This window comes from Oscillatoria sp. CS-180, assembly GCF_028330965.1.
Taxonomy (GTDB): Bacteria; Cyanobacteriota; Cyanobacteriia; order Phormidesmidales; family Phormidesmidaceae; genus Halomicronema.
Genome location: NZ_JAQMUB010000092.1, coordinates 1 through 18,236, shown reverse-complemented (window position 1 = coordinate 18,236; position 18,236 = coordinate 1). Strand labels below are relative to the sequence as shown.

At 49.5% G+C, this 18,236-nt stretch carries 21 protein-coding genes and 1 pseudogene; 12 read left to right on the top strand and 10 right to left on the bottom strand.

Annotated features, from left to right (window positions below; translation table 11 throughout):
• Window positions 1-124: 124 nt before the first annotated feature.
• On the bottom strand, window positions 125-1,708 hold the full coding sequence (locus tag PN498_RS24635; protein ID WP_272066105.1) for a DEAD/DEAH box helicase: 1,584 nt from the start codon (window positions 1,706-1,708) through the stop codon (window positions 125-127).
• A gap of 86 nt (window positions 1,709-1,794) precedes the next feature.
• Between PN498_RS24635 and PN498_RS24630 the strand changes: the two genes are divergently transcribed.
• Together PN498_RS24630 and PN498_RS24625 are read left to right on the top strand one after the other, a co-directional pair.
• Window positions 1,795-2,358, top strand: a complete 564-nt coding sequence (locus PN498_RS24630; protein WP_272066104.1) for a sugar O-acetyltransferase — start codon at window positions 1,795-1,797, stop codon at window positions 2,356-2,358.
• 216 nt (window positions 2,359-2,574) lie between these two features.
• Window positions 2,575-3,129, top strand: a complete 555-nt coding sequence (locus PN498_RS24625) for a general stress protein (RefSeq protein ID WP_272066103.1) — start codon at window positions 2,575-2,577, stop codon at window positions 3,127-3,129.
• Between the two features lie 222 nt (window positions 3,130-3,351).
• Here PN498_RS24625 and ppk2 read toward each other — a convergent pair whose 3' ends face one another.
• The 3 genes from ppk2 to PN498_RS24610 all read right to left on the bottom strand — a co-directional run bounded on the left by ppk2 (window position 3,352) and on the right by PN498_RS24610 (window position 6,611).
• Complete coding sequence (ppk2, locus tag PN498_RS24620) at window positions 3,352-4,185, bottom strand: polyphosphate kinase 2 (protein ID WP_272066102.1); 834 nt, start codon at window positions 4,183-4,185, stop codon at window positions 3,352-3,354.
• A 223-nt stretch (window positions 4,186-4,408) separates the two neighbouring features.
• Complete coding sequence (locus PN498_RS24615) at window positions 4,409-5,275, bottom strand: fructosamine kinase family protein (protein WP_272066101.1); 867 nt, start codon at window positions 5,273-5,275, stop codon at window positions 4,409-4,411.
• A 25-nt stretch (window positions 5,276-5,300) separates the two neighbouring features.
• Entirely contained in the window at window positions 5,301-6,611 is a 1,311-nt protein-coding gene (locus PN498_RS24610) for a M16 family metallopeptidase (RefSeq protein WP_272066100.1), read from the bottom strand.
• 372 nt (window positions 6,612-6,983) lie between these two features.
• On the opposite strand from PN498_RS24610, the gene PN498_RS24605 reads away from it, so the two are divergent.
• From PN498_RS24605 to PN498_RS24595, 3 genes are all read left to right on the top strand, one after another.
• Window positions 6,984-7,688, top strand: coding sequence for a lysozyme (locus PN498_RS24605; RefSeq protein ID WP_272066099.1), 705 nt, complete (start codon window positions 6,984-6,986; stop codon window positions 7,686-7,688).
• Between the two features lie 242 nt (window positions 7,689-7,930).
• Window positions 7,931-8,692: a lysozyme gene (locus PN498_RS24600; protein WP_272066098.1), complete on the top strand. Its 762-nt coding sequence runs from the start codon at window positions 7,931-7,933 to the stop codon at window positions 8,690-8,692.
• Window positions 8,693-8,766: 74 nt separating this feature from the next.
• Complete coding sequence (locus PN498_RS24595; protein ID WP_272066097.1) at window positions 8,767-9,159, top strand: pentapeptide repeat-containing protein; 393 nt, start codon at window positions 8,767-8,769, stop codon at window positions 9,157-9,159.
• A 3-nt stretch (window positions 9,160-9,162) separates the two neighbouring features.
• Here PN498_RS24595 and PN498_RS24590 read toward each other — a convergent pair whose 3' ends face one another.
• From PN498_RS24590 to PN498_RS24570, 5 genes are all read right to left on the bottom strand, one after another.
• On the bottom strand, window positions 9,163-9,732 hold the full coding sequence (locus PN498_RS24590; RefSeq protein ID WP_272066096.1) for a zinc ribbon domain-containing protein: 570 nt from the start codon (window positions 9,730-9,732) through the stop codon (window positions 9,163-9,165).
• Between the two features lie 86 nt (window positions 9,733-9,818).
• On the bottom strand, window positions 9,819-10,784 hold the full coding sequence (locus PN498_RS24585; RefSeq protein WP_272066095.1) for a glycosyltransferase 61 family protein: 966 nt from the start codon (window positions 10,782-10,784) through the stop codon (window positions 9,819-9,821).
• A gap of 320 nt (window positions 10,785-11,104) precedes the next feature.
• A complete protein-coding gene (locus PN498_RS24580; protein ID WP_272066094.1) occupies window positions 11,105-11,764 on the bottom strand; it encodes a DUF938 domain-containing protein in 660 nt (219 codons plus the stop codon).
• A 24-nt stretch (window positions 11,765-11,788) separates the two neighbouring features.
• A complete protein-coding gene (gene trmB / locus PN498_RS24575; protein ID WP_272066093.1) occupies window positions 11,789-12,427 on the bottom strand; it encodes a tRNA (guanosine(46)-N7)-methyltransferase TrmB in 639 nt (212 codons plus the stop codon).
• 83 nt (window positions 12,428-12,510) lie between these two features.
• A complete protein-coding gene (locus tag PN498_RS24570; protein WP_272066092.1) occupies window positions 12,511-12,849 on the bottom strand; it encodes a hypothetical protein in 339 nt (112 codons plus the stop codon).
• A gap of 327 nt (window positions 12,850-13,176) precedes the next feature.
• On the opposite strand from PN498_RS24570, the gene PN498_RS24565 reads away from it, so the two are divergent.
• On the top strand, window positions 13,177-13,968 hold the full coding sequence (locus tag PN498_RS24565) for a lysozyme inhibitor LprI family protein (protein WP_272066091.1): 792 nt from the start codon (window positions 13,177-13,179) through the stop codon (window positions 13,966-13,968).
• A gap of 117 nt (window positions 13,969-14,085) precedes the next feature.
• On the opposite strand, the gene PN498_RS24560 is transcribed toward PN498_RS24565, so the two are convergent.
• The gene (locus tag PN498_RS24560; RefSeq protein ID WP_272066090.1) at window positions 14,086-14,538 is read right to left on the bottom strand and encodes a 2TM domain-containing protein; all 453 of its coding nucleotides are present in this window, start codon (window positions 14,536-14,538) and stop codon (window positions 14,086-14,088) included.
• Between the two features lie 187 nt (window positions 14,539-14,725).
• Here PN498_RS24560 and PN498_RS24555 point away from each other — a divergent pair, with 187 nt between their 5' ends.
• The 6 genes and pseudogenes from PN498_RS24555 to PN498_RS24530 all read left to right on the top strand — a co-directional run.
• Window positions 14,726-15,898: a transaldolase gene (locus tag PN498_RS24555; protein ID WP_272066089.1), complete on the top strand. Its 1,173-nt coding sequence runs from the start codon at window positions 14,726-14,728 to the stop codon at window positions 15,896-15,898.
• Between the two features lie 169 nt (window positions 15,899-16,067).
• Complete coding sequence (locus PN498_RS24550; RefSeq protein ID WP_272066088.1) at window positions 16,068-16,409, top strand: nucleotidyltransferase family protein; 342 nt, start codon at window positions 16,068-16,070, stop codon at window positions 16,407-16,409.
• A gap of 33 nt (window positions 16,410-16,442) precedes the next feature.
• Window positions 16,443-16,601 carry a hypothetical protein gene (locus PN498_RS24545; RefSeq protein WP_272066087.1) on the top strand — a complete coding sequence of 53 codons (159 nt, stop codon included), beginning with the start codon at window positions 16,443-16,445 and terminating at the stop codon, window positions 16,599-16,601.
• Window positions 16,602-16,612: 11 nt separating this feature from the next.
• The gene (locus PN498_RS24540; RefSeq protein WP_272066086.1) at window positions 16,613-17,212 is read left to right on the top strand and encodes a hypothetical protein; all 600 of its coding nucleotides are present in this window, start codon (window positions 16,613-16,615) and stop codon (window positions 17,210-17,212) included.
• 95 nt (window positions 17,213-17,307) lie between these two features.
• Complete coding sequence (locus tag PN498_RS24535; RefSeq protein WP_272066085.1) at window positions 17,308-17,655, top strand: histidine triad nucleotide-binding protein; 348 nt, start codon at window positions 17,308-17,310, stop codon at window positions 17,653-17,655.
• Between the two features lie 313 nt (window positions 17,656-17,968).
• A pseudogene (locus PN498_RS24530) lies at window positions 17,969-18,236 on the top strand (photosystem II q(b) protein); the annotation flags it as partial.

Genomic DNA, 18,236 nt, shown 5'->3' with positions numbered 1-18,236 from the left:
CTGAATCAATTGGAGGGGCTATATCGCGTCAGCTATTAGCTAACCTACACCCCTGTTTCAGCCAGTACACCTTGTTTGCCTCGACGGTCGAATTCGCAATCTTTACATTTTGACCGGATATGGTCTATTGTCGCTGCTGAGCCATTTGTTCCCAGGTGCCAGGGCCAAACTCCTTCTCGAATTCGCGCATGATCCAATCAGCGCGTTTGCCTAGTCGTCGAGCACTGCGATGGAGGTATTCCAGAAAGGCTTGTTTGTGCTCCGAGGTAGGACGCCGTCCGAAGATGGAACCCAGACACCAAGATTCTTTTGCCGTTCTGCCCGTGTGCTCAAAGAAATTGTGATCCGCCAAGGTGACCGCATATCCGCTTTTGAAAACACGACGGCGATGTCCATGAAAAATCTCAATCAGCGTAGGAATGTCGCGGATGGTATGGGCTTGATCGCGAGAATAAATTTGCACCATGTCTTCGAGGTTGAGCGGACGCTCAGATATCCACTGGTGAGCGCACTCAGGGCAGCGCACGACAAAACTCAGGACAATGCGACCGCAACTGGGGCAAGGCTTTGTGGGGGGTGGTTTGCTGCTGCCGCCGCCGCCTTTTCGCATTGGCAGGTGATAGTCGTCAATGTCTTCAGGAAAGCCCAATCGCTCTAAATTACCTGCTTGGTCGAGAATAATGCCACAGGCTTTACCCGTTTGAGGCGAAATTCGCATGATGCGCCCGATCTGCTGAATGTGTAACGCACTGGACTGAGTGGGTCGCAGGAGGAGTCCAACTTCGACGCTGGGTTCGTCAAACCCAATGCTAATGACATTGCAGGAGGTCAGCATTAGGATGCGCTCTTCTCTCAGGTCGGCATACATGCGCTGACGTTCTTTGATAGGGGTGCCCCCTTCTACAGTGTCTGAGGGAATCCCTGACCGGCGAAATTCTTCTGCAACGTGGCGAGCATGTTCAATGTCAACGCAGAACGCGATCGTTCGTTTGCCTAACGTAAGACGTTGCCATTCTTGAACAATCTTACTGACGAGTTCGGGGCGATCGCATGCATTCTTCAAACCCGCTTCGTCATAGTCACCCCGTACTGTCTTCACGCCTTTCAAGTCAGCAATGCCATCCTGCGGCATACTGAAGTACTTCATTTGAGATAAAAAGCCCATCGACTGTAGCTCAGCAGGTGGTGGAGCCGAAACTAACGTGTCTAAATGCTCGCCTAGTTGGTCTTTGCCTAGCCGCTCTGGCGTAGCTGTCATCGCCAAGTGAACAGAATGGGGATGGGTTTTGTAGAGAACAGACTTGCCCACTCGACTAAACAGCGTAGTATGAGCTTCATCGTAAAAGACGACATCAGCAGGCCAGGAGCGCCACCACTTACGCTGAGCCATCGTCTGGACACTGGCGATCTGAATCGGCGCGTCTCGGTCTTCTTCCCAACCAGCCTTGATGAAGCCGCAGTGTAAGCCGAATGCCTTCATCTTTTCGTAGGTTTGCCCTACCAGGACGTCTAAATGCACCAAAAACATGAGCCGCTTACCCGCAGCTTCGGCATGGGCACAAATTTGGCCGCTGATAATGGTTTTGCCTGCCCCTGTTCCCGCAATGATGGCGATTTTGGTATGGCCTTCGTTGATTTTGCGATAGAGGTCGTTAATCAGTTCGACCTGATAGGGACGCAATTGAGGCGGTTGGGAACGAGTGGACATACAGGCGTAGGCAGTTCACTGACAAAGGTAAGTGGTTCTTCAATACTATATCGGTGATATGTCGGTACTATGCCCCTCTTTTAACGATGGCTAAAACAGAACGCGAAAAGATGCTTGCCAATGAGCCTTATCTAGCATCTGATCCGGAGTTGGTTGAGATGAACTTGGCGGCTCAGCGCTATTTGCAGGTTTTTAATACCTTGCCGCCTGATAGCCTGGCAGAACGAATTGAGCTTGTTCAAGCATTATTTGGTGCGATCGGGCCAAATTGCGAAATTCGTCCACCGTTTTACTGTGACTACGGCAGCCATATTAAGGCAGGGCGAAATCTCTACATCAATTTCAACTGCACGATTTTGGACTGCAACTGGGTCACCATTGGCGATGATGTGCTGATTGCGCCGAACGTTCAGATCTATACGGCCTATCACCCGACCGTTCCTGAAATCCGCCGAACGGGGGTAGAAATGGCCGCGCCCGTCACCATTTGGGACAACGTTTGGATTGGTGGTGGTGCGATCATCTGTCCCGGTGTCACCATCGGCCCCAACAGTACGATTGGAGCCGGCAGCGTCGTTACGAAATCCATTCCTGATAGAGTTGTGGCGGCTGGAAACCCCTGTCGAGTCATTCGTTTGGCCGACGAATAACTCGGCCATTCTCAAACGGGTGCTTGCCGTCTTGTTCAGCGGAATCGGCACAGCCAGCCTTTTCAAAGGCATAAAAGTTTCCCCCTTACGGTCAATTCGTCATCTAACTGTTGGGCGAAGGCATAACAGCCGCGTTCCTGTCAAGGTGTGACTACAGGCGATCGCGGCGAACAGTCGCGCTTGCTATGTGATGTTTTCAATTGGAGGAAACTCTTTATGGTAGCTACCAACACTGTTCAAAAACAGCGTGCAGTTGGACTGTTCTCAAATCGCTCTGGGGCGGAACAAGCAATGCATCGCTTACGGGATTCTGGCTTCAACATGGATCATATTTCCGTCGTAGCCAAGGCTGGTGAAGGTCTGAGAGAAATTTCTGGCAGTAACGATACTTATAATCAGGCCAAGTCTTCGGCAGAACAAGCAAAGGGCGGTGCCGGTGCCGGTGCTACTGCCGGTGCTGCTACAGGTGGTGCGATTGGTCTAATTGGTAGTCTCGGTATTCTGGCAATTCCGGGTGTTGGACCTGCCGCTGAAATTGGCTTTTTGTTAGCAAATACGCTGCTTGGTGGCGGTATTGGTGCTGCGAGTGGTGGTTTGCTGGGTGCACTCATTGGCTGGGGTATTCCTGAAGATCGCGCAAACTACTACAACGATCGCGTTTACAACAACAATGAGTACCTCGTCATGGTTGAAGGGACGGAGCAAGAGATTCGAGCGGCTGAGACTATTCTCAACGACAATGGCATCCGTGATTGGGACGTTTATCGCTAAAGAATTGACTTGATGGCGATAGCCCCAAAAATGTAGGTTGAGCTGACATTTTGAAACCCAACGGAACTATTAAGTCGTTGGGTTTCTCTTGTTTAAGACCTACTTACAGGACTCACTATTTTGACCTGGATGCATCAGTAGGGAACCACTGTTTCTCTTTTTTGACTTCAATATAAATCCCATTTCTCTTCTGCTAGGATTAAGCGAAAGCGTAAAGCGCTTTTAATATTTCCGAGGAACGAAAAACTGCTCGTTAATGGGAGAGCGGACGTAATCGACGGGAGCATCCTTGCGGGGAGGTAGCTCTATGGGGTCGGGCGTCATGTCCACGTAGGGTATTTTGCTGAGAAGATGGCTAATGCAGTTGAGACGAGCGCGTTTTTTGTCATCGGCTTCGACCGTGAACCAAGGGGCTTCTGGAATGTTTGTGCGGGCAAACATCGCGTCTTTAGCCCGAGAATACTCTACCCATCGATTGCGAGATTCGACATCCATTGGACTTAGCTTCCAGCGACGAGCTGGATCGGTCAGACGCGATTGAAACCGACGCTCTTGTTCTTCGTCGCTGACAGAGAACCAATATTTCAGCAGGATAATGCCGGATCTAACGAGCATTCGTTCAAACTGTGGGCAAGTCTGCATGAATTCTTCGTACTCTTCGTCGGTGCAGAATCCCATGACACGCTCTACTCCGGCCCGGTTGTACCAGCTGCGGTCAAAGCAAACGATTTCACCACCAGCAGGAAGATGAGTGATATAGCGCTGAAAATACCACTGTGTTTTTTCGCGATCGCTCGGTGTTCCCAGTGCCACAATTCGGCATCCCCGGGGATTTAGGGGTTCTGTGATGCGTTTGATAGTGCCCCCCTTTCCGGCAGCATCACGACCTTCAAACAAAATCACAATGCGAGTGCCTGTCTGCTTCACCCAATATTGCATTTTGACCAGTTCTACTTGCAGCCGCGCTAGCTCTTTTTCATAAAACTTTTTGGGTAGTTTTGAACTACCTTCTGCTTCGGAAATATGGTGAAAAACCTTGCGTTCTGAATTCTTCAAAGTGTCGTATTGGTGATCTTTTCTTTTCTTCTTTTTAGTCCCTTTTTTCTTGTCTTTCTTGACAGAATCTATTTTTGATAAGTGATCTTTGTCTAGCTCAGATACTTCACTATTTGAAATCATATTGCTGTTTGTCATAGTCCAACCCTGAACGATTGCGTTACTTCAGCAACTCTACAAGTAGAGCAATAGTTTAGATGTATGAAATTCTATCTAGTGAGTTTTAGATGTAGCGTAGTAGACGATCGCACATACTACTAGCCTGCGACCCATAGCCACCTCCAAAGAGATTGAAGTGATTCAGTATGTGATATAGGTTGTAAAGTATCTTGCGTATTTCATACCCGTCTTCTAAGGGATAAGTCGCTTGGTAGCCTTCGTAAAAAGCATTTGGAAAGCCGCCGAATACTTCGGTCATAGCTAAATCGACTTCGCGATCGCCATAATAGGTAGCTGGGTCCAGAATCACTGGGGTGCCATCCGCCATCACCGACGCATTGCCTGACCACAAATCGCCATGCACGAGTGATGGTTCAGGGTCATGTCCTGATAAGAGAGAAGGGATTGCGGCCAATAAAGCATCCTGCTGAGGAAAATGACCTCGACGGTTAGCTAGCTGAAACTGGTAGCGCAGACGATATTCGGTATAGAACGTTACCCAATCTTCGATCCAAGGATTTTTTTGAGGGGTATCGCCAATAGTATTATCTCGCTGCCAGCCGAAACCGCGATCGCTGATTACGCGATGCATTGCCGCAAGATCTTGACCCATTTGATACCAAGCTTGTCGGCTGCTATTCCCTAACGGCAAATATTCCATCACAATATAGGCTGAGCCGTTTGCCGTGCCCCAGCAGATCGGACGGGGAACTCGGATGGTATTGCTATCAGCGATCTCCTTCAGGCCCAAAGCTTCCGCTTCAAACATGCCGTACTGGGCTGCTCGATTGAGTTTTACGAAGTAATTGCGATCGCCGTCTGATAGGCGATAGGCCTGATTGATACTGCCACCACCAATGCTACGGCGGTCTTGAATGTCAAAAGGGTTTTTAGTAGCGCGGGTAATCTCTTGGGCAATAGAGTTCCACATAGGCGGGGATATGGGAGAGGCATTTTTATGATCCTGGCCGAATCGTCACCACACCATAAGCATCGGCTGATAGATATTCCTGTGCGGCTGCTTGGATATCGGCTGGGGTCAGGCGCTGAACTTTTTCAGGATAGGACAATGCGTGATTAAGCTGCCCTGTCAGCGTTTGATAGTAACCATAAAGCCCCGCGCGATCGCTTGGACTTTCGCTCCCAAAAATATAACGATTCGCAACTTGAGTCTGAATCCGCTGTAACTCTGTAGCTGTAATAGATCGCTCACGGATTTCCGCAATGTGGTTGGTAATAGCTGCCTCGACCGCTTCTAAGTTTTCTTCGGGCAGCTGTGCAGCAATACTAAAAACACCCTGCTGCCAATACGCCAGATTACTTGCGGAAATGCTGGTAACCAGCTGCTGCTCTTGACGCAAATCTTGAACCAGTCTGGACATACGACCCCGACCTAAAACGGAGGATAGTACGTCGAGGACGCTAGTTTTCTCAAAGTCCGCTAGTCCAGGAACACGCCAGTTGAGCACTAGCCGAGCTTGTTGAAAAGCCGGATCAACGTGGTCATGGCGCTGCACAGTGGTAAAAGGGCTTTCAGGTGCAGACCGATAGATATTGGCGTCGCTGTAGCGGGTAATGGGGTTCGCAGAGCGAAAAGCAAGTGCCTGGTCAAATCCATCAGCTACGGTTTGGATCAGGGTTTCAACTGGCAAGTTACCCACAGCAACAGCAGTAATCCGCTCTGGCTGATACCAGTAAGCATGGAACTCACGCATCTGCTGCGCAGTCAAACGCTCGATTACCGATTCAGGGCCCAAAACAGGGCGACGATACGGCAGTCGCTCAAAGGCCACCTCCATTGAACGATAAAAAGTGCGGCGACGCGGGTTATCGTTAGCTCGCGAAATTTCTTCCAAAATGACAGAACGCTCTCGTTCGAACTCCTCGTCTGTCAGCAACGGGTTCATCACGAGTTCGATCTGCAAAGGGGCTAAGGATGCAAAATCTTGAGGGGCGGAAGTGATGAAAAACTGGGTATAGTCCTGACTAGTCGCCGCGTTGGTGATACCGCCGTGGGCCTCGATCCGTCGTTCAAATTCCCCTACCGGAAGCCGTGACGTCCCTTTGAAAATCATGTGTTCCAAAAAGTGGGCCATGCCGTTGATAGTGCCCGATTCGATCGCCGATCCGACGCGGAACCAAAGACTGAGGTTGACAGCTTCGACGGGGATTTGCTCAGCAATGATAGTTAGCCCATTGCTCAAACGTCGAACGGTCGGTGCCGTTAAAGACTGTTGAGGAGAATTAACGGCGATCGCGGAAGTCATAAGGCGACTACTCCAGATTTTCAGGCCTTCAATTATCTTAACGGCTGTGCAAGAGAAACTCTTACCCATCCATAAGTTTTGAGACGGAACTTAAGGGCAAATTCAAGAATCAGCCGCTTTTGTCAAGAATGTGGCTGTTTTATTTATACGAAGCGTAGACCGCCACCTATACTACAGATTCCACTAATGAATTCAGGGCCTTTTTGCCACAGTTGTGCGCTATTTGCAATGCATGTGGACTAAACTGAGGCAGCTTCAGGTCACTGGGATACTTGCAGACTGGCAATTATCCTTTTAATGGTTAAGCCAATTAGAAGCTATTTATCCTAACCCTAACGACTTGTTTGGTTACACGCTTCAGGGAGAATTCGCATGGGTACTTGGATCAAAGAGACTAGTAAAGCAATCTACCTTATGGAGGGGGGCTATTGGATTTCGCGTCTCAGCAAATATCCCTCTGCAACAAATCCTAATGAGCAAGTTCTCAACATTGGAGCCATTCGCTCGTGGTTTCTCCGCGATGATTATCCCCGAGCTATGACAGTTTCCATTCAAAGCTCTAAAGAACCTCCGCAAAAACCGGCTCCGCTGACACCACCACCCGTGTCTCGGAATGACCAAATCAACCGCGATGGCCTGCGAATTATCAAACATTTTGAGGGTTTAGAGCTGAGAGCCTATCAAGATTCTGTGGGAGTTTGGACCATTGGCTATGGCCATACGTCAGCCGCAGGGCCGCCAACGGTTTATGCCGGACAAACCATCACAGAAGCGGAAGCGGAAGCCATCCTGAAGAAAGATCTGGGGATTTTTGAGAATGGCGTTCGCGATGTGGTTACGGTGCCGCTCAACAGCAACCAATTTTCTGCTTTGGTCTCCTTCAGCTTTAACGTCGGAGTAGGCGCTTTGCGGACCTCAACACTTTTGAGGTTACTCAATACGGGAGACTATCAGGGTGCTGCTGATCAGCTGCCCCGGTGGGTCAAAGCTGGAGGAGAAACGCTGTTGGGGTTGGTTCGTCGCCGCGACGCCGAAAGAGCTTTGTTCTTGAGTCAGGACTACACCGTTTACCTATAGAGCGACTTCGATTGCCAGGAAGGGCATGGACGCAATTTCAAGATAGTTTTCGGGAAAGTTTGTTGATATGAGAATTAAGGCTATTGTTGCGATCGCGGCATACAGGGATGGTCTACAGCAGTCGCTTCTTTAGCTAAGACGAGGCTGCCAACCATTTTGATACTGCGCCCAGGACTAAAGGTCACTGAAACATCTCATCAAAATAGTTAATGCCAGATCTCGCTATTAGTTAGGACAATTACATGGGTACTTGGATTAAAGAAACGAGTAAAGCGATTTATTTAATGGAAGGCGGCTATTGGATTTCCCGTCTCACGAAATATCCCTCTTCGACGAACCCACAAGAGCAAGTTCTGAACGTATCCGCTATCCGTTCATGGTTTACTCGTCCTGACTATCCTAGAGCGATGACAGTCTCTTTGAGTGGGCCAGAGCCACCGCAAAAGCCGACACCGCCAACGCCTCCCCCTGCCCCCCCGCCTTCATCTGTACTGGACTCTTTCAGCACCCCGGCACCGCCCGCCTCGACTTCAGGAACCGACCGCATCAACGATGATGGACTGACTATTGTCAAACGCTCTGAAGGGTTGGAACTGACTGCTTATCAGGACTCTGTTGGCGTTTGGACGATTGGTTATGGACATACCTCGGCGGCAGGGGATCCCCAAGTCTATGCTGGACAGACCATCACAGAAGCTGAAGCTGAGGCGATTCTCAGAAAAGATCTTCGGTATTTTGAGAATGGCGTTCGCAATGCGGTCAAAGTGCCTGTCAATAGCAATCAGTTTTCCGCTTTAGTCTCCTTTGCCTTTAACTTGGGAGTAGGTGCTCTGGAAGGGTCCACGCTATTGAGAAAGCTCAATGCCGGAGATTATCAAGGCGCGGCTGATGAGTTTCCTCGGTGGGTCAAGGCTGGTGGACAAACCTTGCCCGGCTTAGTCAAGCGACGCAGGGGCGAACGAGCACTGTTTCTAAGTCAGCCCTATGCTCATCATTTACCTTAACTGGGGACGGGGCGGGCTTGGAGGTAAACATCACTACTAACGAGTGAACAAGTCTGTTTTGTGAGGGTTTTCCGATGTCTGTCTTCAAAAACGTATCTGAGATTGAAGAGGCTGAAACGTTGTTGGCAGCCTACGCTTACGGACAACGTGCTTTTTCTGGCCTATGTCTCAATCAGGCTGATTTGCAAGAAAGCAATCTAAAGGGGGCTGATTTGAGCTACGCGGAATTGAACGAAGCCAACCTCAGTCAAGCCAATTTGCGCGGTGCTGATCTCAGCTATGCCTCGCTTAGCGGCGCTGATCTCAGCGGTGCCAATCTCAGAGGGTCCATGTTGATTGGCACGGACTTGCGGCAGGCAACCTTGACTGATGCTGACTTTCACGGTGCTGATTACGATCCCGCTGAAACTCATTTTCCCGATGGGTTTGACCCCGTCATTGCAGAGATGAAGAGCGATCGCGCCTAATCGCTAGTCCTGTAACTGATGGCCGCAGTTAGCACAGAAGCGATCGCTGGGTTTTACCGGCGTTCCACACTGACTACAAAAGTTGGTTTTGCCAGGCGAACGCTTAACAGACTTACCCATCTGCATTTCCATATTGCCCATTCGCATCTGCATGGGATTCAGACTCATTTCCATGTCTCCCATTCGCATAGGCTGCATGGGCGGCATAGATTCCATCGGCGGCATAGTGTTGCTAGGCATAGCGACATTGGTGCTCATTTGCATCTGCTGAGCACTGCCTGGAACAGGATGGTCCGTCACTAGTCCCATTTGATTACCCTGCACTTGCAAATGCTGAACACCTTGAGTCGTCGTGAGTTTGATAACAACTCCTGCAGCGGTTTGAAAGGCTTCAGGTGGTGCGGTCCATGCTCCAGTCGTGAATTGACTACTGGACTGTTGCTGCTGCCCCGTGCTGCTGGAAGCCAGAGTTACAGCTGTTTGCTCTCCACTGTTCTCCAAATAGAGCCGCTGCCCTGAGCTGATTTCGCAGGTATACGCCATGTGAGTTACTGAGAATTCGCTGACTCTCATTGTGAAGGCAGAAAGTGCTTTCCTCTATGAGACTTCATGAATCTGTTATGTCTGTAGGTGTTTCCTTATCAACCTTCTGCCTAAGGCTATACGGTGGCAGGACGTATTTTTGCGTAGAGCAGATCCAGTGTGCGCTCTAGCTCTCCAACGTCAATCCTAAAGCCTTCTTCTTCGAGTAGCCCTATAACGAAGCCATAGGTTAATCCCATTGCATCCGTTCGATCTTTGGCATGGTTGTTGAACCGATTGGGCGGTTGGAGTGCCAGGAAAGCGCCACCGTCTTTGACTGAAAACAGGCTAGGGGCCATCTGACTGCCCTCGATACCCACAACAATTTCTGCGCCGATGCCCTGTTTGAACATTTCGGTAGCCGATTGGGTTTGGGGATCGGCGATCGCAAACCCTCTTTTGGCCAAACACGCTTCGATCTCTGCCTCGTTCACCATGAATCGAGAGGCACCTGAACGCCCCCGGCGATAGTAGATGCCGGGTGGATTGGCTGCTCCCAACTGCTCCCGCAGCTTTGCCCGCATTTTCCGAATTCGCTCGACCTTGAAGTCATTCCAGGGAAAGTCATCCGTCATAACGACTTCTTTGATTTTGGCCCTTTCTACCGAACGAGCCTGGAGGTCAAATAAGTCCCGATATTCAGGTTCATGAAAGTAGGGCTGCCGCTTGGTCATGATGGGAGTGCCCAAGCTTTCAGCAAGCATCGTTGCGGGCAATTCATCGTAAACAAAATGTCCGAAGTAGAGATTGCTACAGTACGTAGATGTTAAGAAGGCTTGATCAATCTCTTCATAGTCAGCAGAAATAATGAGCTTTTCTTTCTCCGGTGACAGCGTCGCTTTCATGGCGCCTTTGTACAAAAATCCATTTGCCAAGCACACATTTCTCAGACGATAGGCCATCGTAGGTCTGAACTCTTTCCACTCACCGTTGATGCGCTCGTTCTCTTTTTCAAAGCTAGTAAAAACGCCTGTTACGCGGTCTAGTTGCCCCTCTAAATAAACGGATTGATACCCCTGACGAGCTTCAGGCGCAGGTGCCAAGGCCCAAGCTTCGTCACAAATAGTTTGATAACTGGGTCTACTCCAAAATCTAGCAGCTCTTAAAAAACGTCTTTTAAGGGGCACAAACTTCATGCTAAAAGTCCTTTTTTGAGTTCTCAGAGTGACACGAAATGTCTATTTAATGGCCTGAATTCTGAGAATGAGATTCGTTTTTCGAAAACAAGCCTTGGCTAGAAATTCTCACTAACTATAGTGACCGAAACTGGCCGCTTTTTAGAGAGACCTCAAGCTTTACTCTGATTTTGCAAAAGTCCGCGATCGCCACACTCAATCTTCTTCGATAGGGTACCCACAATCCTCTACGACCGTGAACCCTCATACTGAAAGACCAAGGAGAAGTTGTTGGCCGGCATGGGAAAAACATCAGCTAAACGAAAATGGTGCTGATGGGCTAATTCTGTGACGCTCTCCAGGTCCCGAACGCCCCATTGTGAATTTTGCGATCGCAACGATGCGTCAAAAGCCTCATTGCTGGGCGCTGTATGCTGCCCGTTGCGCTTGAAGGGACCATAGAGATAAAGCACTCCATTTGGGGATAGAAGGTTTTCGGCTCCCGTGAACAGTCCCTCGCTGGCGGCCCAAGGGGAGATATGGATCATGTTGATATTGACGATGGCTGCGATCGCAGGGGCCTGCTTTGGATGATGGCTTTGCCAATCGATGATCTGCCGTTCCCAATCTTGCTGAGTGACGTTGATATCAAGAGGAGGATACAGCGTTTCTATGTCCTCTGCTGCAATCCAGCTCGTGATGCTATTGCGGGCGGAGGGATTGGGATCGCTGGGCAGCCAATGGCGAGGGGTAAGGCGAGGGGCGAAAAAGACGGCGTGTTGTCCTGTGCCACTGGCGATTTCAAGAACTGTGCCATTTGCTGGGAGGACTGATTTAAGGATGGTGAGGATAGGTTCTCGGTTCCGTTCTGTCGCAGGTGCATAGCAACGAAGATCGGGTTGTGACATGTCGGTTTCTCGCTGGGACGGTTTTTAGGGTTTGGGCTTAATGAAGATAGCGCGGAAGACGGGGAGCTTTTTGCTCAACGTTAAGGTTTCGCGGTCAGTTTGAGCGGGAAAAGGACTGTCAGGTAACCAATCTGGATGGGTTCGCTGAAAGGCTGGGTTTTCGCTGAAGCGATCGCACATGTCCTGAGCGACTTCTTCAACATCAGACTGGAGGATAACTCGCCCGGTATTCGGCAAAAATCGGGCAAGCGATTGGACGAGTTCAGGCTGCACAACCCGCCGCTTTTGGTGACGTTTCTTGAACCACGGATCTGGAAACTGGATACTAACCTGCTGTAAAGCGCCTGCTGGTAGGTTCGCAAGCAAATCGGCTAACGAGGTGTTGGCGTTGCAGAATAGGAAGTGCAGGTTTTTCAGTGCCAATTGATCCCGCTGCTGTAGGGCGTAATCAACTAGGGGGAGCCGGATTTCTAATCCCAGAAAATTCCAGTCAGGCTGTAGCGTTGCCATCTGGGTCACGAAATGGCCTTTGGCACAGCCAATATCAATATGTAATGGCTGATTTGGATTATCGTATAGTTTTGCCCAATCAGGTGCGGAGAAGTCTGTCTGATATTTATTGCTGAGCGGATTCACATGTTGTCGAACTCGAACAGCAGCCACAGATAACGCTCCTAGCAGTAACAATTGACCAGGATACTCACCTTACAGCAAAAAGCAGAAACCGATAGAGCCAAAGCAGCCTGTTAGAAGACTGTCTTCAGAGTCTCCCTTAGATCAAAGGCAATGTCATCGTCGTTGCTAGACACCATAATCATGACTGTTGTGGCGTCTGCATTGTCTAAGCACACAAAAACGGCGGTGGCTTCGTCCGTGGTGCCTGCGACGCTATTGCCCTCAACTTGAATGTTACCCACTCCCTGGCTGCTTAGTGCTGCCGTAGAGCGATCAAGGCAGACCATAACGTCATCATTAATGGACCGCCACGCATAATATAGCCCTGGCGATTGAGCACGGGCAGGCAAACCTGAGAATGCAATACTGGCTCCGATCGCGATCGCGGATCCTATGCGAGCTGTCATCATAATGTCTCCTTAGCGTGCCGTGCTGATGGCACAATTTGCGCCGACCGCAACGTATAGCTTTAGCTGTCTAGGCTAGTGCACCCATCGCATCTGAATGCTGAGCACAATAGCCGAATGGCTCGCTGTCTGTCCTCACGGAACTGACGACGGCCATACCTCATTACCAGATGTAGTCTAGCTGGGGTTTTGTCTACTCACCAACTATTATTCGTCAGCATTTTGCAAATATCCGCAAGACATTAAGACATTGCACCTGCTTGAGGCCATCTGTTTGCAGAAAGCCCAAGCTATGCTTGATAACATTGCAGCGTGGGAAGGGGCAAAAACATGCAGGGAGTTACTCGAAGAATAGGGTTAGGACTGGCGGTCGGCTTATGTTTAGGCGCGATCGCGGCCTGTCAACAAACCACTGATACTGCTGAGCAGCCCGGTGTCTCTCCTGAGCCTGTCCCAGAGCAGACAACGCCACCGGAGCCGTCCGCTGCTCAGTCACCAGAAGAAATCCCTGAAGAGACGACATCCCCTACTGCCTCAGAATCAACGACAACGGGACAAGCTGCTCCCGAGCCTGAGCCAGTGCCGCCTTTGCCCGCAGAATGCTCGGAGCCGCAAACTCAAGCGCTCATGAATCAGTGTGCGAAGGCCGAATACGATCAGGCCGATGTGCAGCTAAACAATGCCTATCAGGCTGTTAAGGCTTCGTTGAGTGAACAGAAAGAAGATCAGCTGATTGCAGCAGAGCGAGCTTGGATTGCTTACCGGGATGCTTACTGCGAGTTTGTTCAGTCCCAGTTTGAGGGAGGCTCGATTCAGCCTACTATTTACTACAGCTGTATGGAACGGTTGACGAGCGATCGCACAGCAGAGTTGCAGCAAAACAAAGGTGCTGCCATCAGCTATGAGGCTGCTGACGAAGAACTTAATGCAGTCTATCAGGAGTTACAGACCTATTTGGATGCGGCTGATCAAGACCAGTTGACTGATGCGCAGCTTGCCTGGATTGACTATCGCAATGCTCACTGTGCCTTTGAGAGTGGTGATGATAGTGCTTGTCTGGCCCAGGTGACGGCAACGCGCGTTGAGCAACTGCAAGAGCAAGTTGAAAGCCGTTCTCTGTAGCGCTTACCAAAAATCACGAAGAAGGAAATCTCCAGGAAAGAATTTACCGTTGGTAAGGTCTCATTAGCGCAGCGTAATGCACTATAGCCGGATATTTTTAGACATCTCTAAGTTAGCTCATGAGGGCTTTTTATGAGATTTGGAACTGTGAGATTTAGAACAGGGCTGATCGCAGTCACCGAATACAACGCCCAATCCCCAGCCCATCACAGGGAAAACTGCCCAAGTAACGGTTCCAGCCGTAGCGACGTTGATCCCGACTAGCAAAGCACTTCCAGCAAGATATTTCAGCCAAGAGTCCCGTCGATTGCGCTGACGTTCGGCACTCTTGGCTTGTCGAGAAGCGGTTTCAATTTGCTGCGATCGCCAGTCGGCTTCAGCTTGCTTCAATAACTCCGGCGTTACGTTTAGCTCAGTTGCCATTTCTGCTAACTGCTGAGCTGAATACTTTTCTTGAGAGCGTAGTTCCAGTGCTTTGCTTAAAATACCTTGCACTGCTTCAGGAGAATACTGTTGAGATCTTGCTAGCGGTACCGATTGCGGAAGAGTCTGTTGTGAGGGGTTAGCCATGGAAACCACCTTATTCAACTATTTGCATATATCCTATCGAATCCACTATTTTTATGCAAATAGTTGCATTTTGCTTAATGGTCTTTTGTTAGTTGAGCGGCGATTCCTTATTTTTGTTTAATGAGAACTTAAATCCTCGTCTCTACAATTAAAGGCATCTATGCTTTCCAACCATGAGGTAAGGGATATGGCTCAGAATCTGTTAGAGCAACTGCGCGACATGACTGTTGTAGTTGCTGATACTGGCGACCTGCAAGCGATCGAGCAATTTACGCCGCGTGATGCCACCACGAATCCCTCTTTGATTACCGCCGCTGCCCAAATGCCTCAATATCACGGCATTGTCGACGAGACGCTGCTGAAAGCGAAGCAAGAAGCCGGAGAAGGGGCTTCAGATAAAGAAATTGCTAACTTGGCCTTCAAGCGATTGGCGGTTGCTTTTGGCCTCAAGATTCTAGAGATTGTGCCGGGTCGAGTGTCTACTGAAGTGGATGCCAGGCTGTCCTACGACACTGAAGCAACGATCGCCACGGCTCGTGATCTCATTGCTCAATATGAAGCTGTGGGTATGAGCCGCGATCGCGTTCTGATCAAAATCGCTTCGACTTGGGAAGGTATCAAAGCTGCTGAAGTCTTGGAGAAGGACGGCATTCACTGTAACCTGACGCTGCTGTTTGGGCTGCATCAGGCGATCGCCTGTGCCGAAGCAAAAGCCACTCTGATTTCACCCTTCGTGGGTCGTATCCTGGACTGGTATAAGAAAGAAACGGGCAAGGAGTATACCCCTACAGAAGATCCCGGTGTACAGTCCGTTACCCAGATCTACAACTACTACAAGAAGTTTGGTTACGAGACTGAGGTGATGGGCGCCAGCTTCCGCAATGTCGGCGAACTCGAAGAACTAGCAGGCTGCGATTTGCTGACGATCTCCCCCAAGCTGCTAGCTCAACTCCAGGACAAAGAAGGCACGCTGGAACGCAAGCTTGATCCGGCTAAGGCCAAGGATATGGCCATCGACAAGATTGCTATGGACAAAGCGACCTTCGACAAGATGCATTCTGAAGATCGAATGGCGTCTGACAAACTTGACGAGGGCATTAAGGGCTTCAGCAAGGCTTTAGAGACTTTGGAAGGGCTGTTGGCTGATCGCTTGGATCAGCTTGGCAAGGGCGAGGAGTTGGCAAACCATGCCTCTCAGGATCTTTTTGCCGCTTATGATCTGGATGGAGATGGCCTCATCACCCGCGAAGAATGGATGGGGACTGATGCTGTTTTTGATGCCTTAGATATGGATCATGACGGCAAGGTCACCATGGAAGAATTGAGTTGTGGCTTAGGTGGTGCCTGCCAGTTGGTATAGGTTCAAACTGAGACTAACTGTAGCGAGAAAACCGAACATCTACATTTGGCGTGATGCTGATGAGAGAGTTCGGTTTTCATCTTTACGCTTATCTTCATCTGTATTTCGAGTCAAATCAAAACAGTTTTCCAATCTTCTGAGGTGTACCAAGAACTGATCGCCTGTGGACATGCAGCCTTATATCGAAACCGCTCGACGACGCCAGCAGCAACAGCGCGAAAAGCTGCGTCAGAGGCGTCTGCATGGATTACGGGTAGCTCAGGAAGCAGCTACTCTGCTACGGGAGGCATTCGGAGTGAGCCATGTTGTTGTGTTTGGCTCAGTGCTTGATGAGACCGCCTTTCATGGGCAGTCCGATTTGGATCTAGCCGTCTGGAACTTAGATCCTGAGCATTACTTCGCCGCTGTCGCCCAATTATTAGCGCTATCGGAATTTTCAATTGATTTGGTGCCTGTAGAGTTGGCAAGTCCCCCTATCCGAGCCGCGATCGCTCAAGGAACGCTCTTATGAGTCAGTATCGTGTGCTTATTGCTCGCTTACAAAATGAACTCAAACAGTGTCATGCATCGCTATGGTTTTGAGCTTCGTCCTAATCGCGTGAGCGAGTTAGTTGAACAGCTTGCGAATTGTCATCCTTTATTCATTCAGGATGTTCAAAAATTTTGCCAGTTTCTGATGGAACTGGAGCGATCACTGCCATAACCATCTCAACCATGTCTTCAACTGCCGGCTTACATCATGCTGCCATCCTCGACAAAGCTGTTCAAGGTTTCACTCGGTCAGGCGTTCAGCGGCCTAACGGTCGAACCTTGACAGCGGCTTTGCTAGAGCAGGAGCGATCAACAAAGCAGGCGAAACAGGCGATTTCGCTGGAGTCACTGTTGGGAACGTGGCGGCTGTGTTTCAGTGCGGGCAAGCAGGCAAAGTTTCAGTCTGGTGAACCGATAGGGAGTGGTTTCTATGTGCCGAAGCTAGCGATCGCCCGCATCTCCTTTTCGTCAGACGACAGCAACGACGCCCCGTTGACAATTGCTAATCAGCTCAACGTAGGTCCTTTACACATTCGCTTTACTGGACCTGCCCGTTATCTGGGTAAGAAAAACTTGCTGATGTTCGACTTTACCCACTTGCGTGTGACTTGCTTTGGATTGACAGCTTACCAAGGGACCGTCAACCGCCAAAAACGAGCAGACAAACCCTTCGAGGAAACCACAATCGCGCAGTTGCCTTTCTTTGCCTTTTTTGCGGTAGCAAATGACTACATAGCGGCTCGTGGGCGAGGAGGTGGACTGGCACTTTGGGTGAAGGAGTAATGGGAGGAGAGGGTGGATAGGTGAGGGCTAAAGCTATATCTTCTTTTTCGTTTCAGCCCTTAAAATAGGGACATTCTTTGAATTGGCGCTGCCCTATGAGTGAAGACACTATTTTCGGCAAAATTATTCGCCGTGAAATTCCTGCTGATATTGTTTATGAGGATGATTTGTGTCTTGCTTTTCGGGATGTTGCTCCTCAAGCCCCGACTCACGTTTTGGTTATTCCTAAGAAACCGATTCCAAAACTTGCTGATGCTGAAAGTGGCGATAAGGAATTGTTAGGTCATATGCTGCTGACACTTAAGTCTTTAGCAGAAGAAATGGGAATTGCTGAGGACGGCTATCGAGTGGTTATTAACACGGGTAAGAATGGAGGGCAAACAGTTTTTCATTTGCATATGCACTTGTTAGGTGGGCGATCGCTTCAATGGCCTCCAGGCTAAACCAAAAGCCTGAAAGACCCTTCAATAAACGGATTGGGGTATCTGACTTAGTATTTACTGTTGCGATTTCGTAATATAGACCTGCACTTTAAGTGGGTAGCACCTTAATAAATCGAGACAGAAATCTTTGAAGTCATACGACTATCAATTATTACTCGGAAAGAAATTACGGAATATGTCAGAAGTAGAAGTTTTTTATACAAAATGAACAGAAGCCTAATACGAATCTTTACGCTGTTCAATAGGTGAAAAACTGTACTTAATAGCTACACGTTTTCACTCGTTTTGTCGTATTTATCTGGCAATCATCACTATGACTTCTACACTTCAAACCCGCAATGATGCGGGCCTGTGGGAGCGTTACTGTCAGTGGGTCACCAGCACCGAGAATCGCCTCTATGTAGGCTGGTTCGGTACGCTTATGATTCCTACGCTTGTAACTGCTACCGCTTGCTACGTGATTGCGTTCATCGCAGCCCCTCCCGTCGACATCGACGGCATCCGTGAGCCTGTTGCAGGTTCTCTGATGTATGGCAACAACATCATCTCCGGTGCGGTTGTGCCATCCTCCAACGCAATTG

What these genes read in the sequence shown, in the direction of transcription:
- PN498_RS24625 (WP_272066103.1), top strand. Translation starts at nt 2,575, where the DNA reads ATGGTAGCTACCAACACTGTTCAAAAACAGCGTGCAGTTGGACTGTTC.
- PN498_RS24580 (WP_272066094.1), bottom strand. Translation starts at nt 11,764, where the DNA reads ATGTCACAACCCGATCTTCGTTGCTATGCACCTGCGACAGAACGGAAC.
- PN498_RS24590 (WP_272066096.1), bottom strand. Translation starts at nt 9,732, where the DNA reads ATGAGAGTCAGCGAATTCTCAGTAACTCACATGGCGTATACCTGCGAA.
- PN498_RS24610 (WP_272066100.1), bottom strand. Translation starts at nt 6,611, where the DNA reads ATGACTTCCGCGATCGCCGTTAATTCTCCTCAACAGTCTTTAACGGCA.
- PN498_RS24605 (WP_272066099.1), top strand. Translation starts at nt 6,984, where the DNA reads ATGGGTACTTGGATCAAAGAGACTAGTAAAGCAATCTACCTTATGGAG.
- PN498_RS24615 (WP_272066101.1), bottom strand. Translation starts at nt 5,275, where the DNA reads ATGTGGAACTCTATTGCCCAAGAGATTACCCGCGCTACTAAAAACCCT.
- PN498_RS24560 (WP_272066090.1), bottom strand. Translation starts at nt 14,538, where the DNA reads ATGGCTAACCCCTCACAACAGACTCTTCCGCAATCGGTACCGCTAGCA.
- PN498_RS24540 (WP_272066086.1), top strand. Translation starts at nt 16,613, where the DNA reads ATGTCTTCAACTGCCGGCTTACATCATGCTGCCATCCTCGACAAAGCT.
- PN498_RS24595 (WP_272066097.1), top strand. Translation starts at nt 8,767, where the DNA reads ATGTCTGTCTTCAAAAACGTATCTGAGATTGAAGAGGCTGAAACGTTG.
- PN498_RS24600 (WP_272066098.1), top strand. Translation starts at nt 7,931, where the DNA reads ATGGGTACTTGGATTAAAGAAACGAGTAAAGCGATTTATTTAATGGAA.
- PN498_RS24535 (WP_272066085.1), top strand. Translation starts at nt 17,308, where the DNA reads ATGAGTGAAGACACTATTTTCGGCAAAATTATTCGCCGTGAAATTCCT.
- PN498_RS24545 (WP_272066087.1), top strand. Translation starts at nt 16,443, where the DNA reads ATGAACTCAAACAGTGTCATGCATCGCTATGGTTTTGAGCTTCGTCCT.
- PN498_RS24570 (WP_272066092.1), bottom strand. Translation starts at nt 12,849, where the DNA reads ATGATGACAGCTCGCATAGGATCCGCGATCGCGATCGGAGCCAGTATT.
- PN498_RS24550 (WP_272066088.1), top strand. Translation starts at nt 16,068, where the DNA reads ATGCAGCCTTATATCGAAACCGCTCGACGACGCCAGCAGCAACAGCGC.
- PN498_RS24630 (WP_272066104.1), top strand. Translation starts at nt 1,795, where the DNA reads ATGGCTAAAACAGAACGCGAAAAGATGCTTGCCAATGAGCCTTATCTA.
- PN498_RS24635 (WP_272066105.1), bottom strand. Translation starts at nt 1,708, where the DNA reads ATGTCCACTCGTTCCCAACCGCCTCAATTGCGTCCCTATCAGGTCGAA.
- PN498_RS24555 (WP_272066089.1), top strand. Translation starts at nt 14,726, where the DNA reads ATGGCTCAGAATCTGTTAGAGCAACTGCGCGACATGACTGTTGTAGTT.
- PN498_RS24565 (WP_272066091.1), top strand. Translation starts at nt 13,177, where the DNA reads ATGCAGGGAGTTACTCGAAGAATAGGGTTAGGACTGGCGGTCGGCTTA.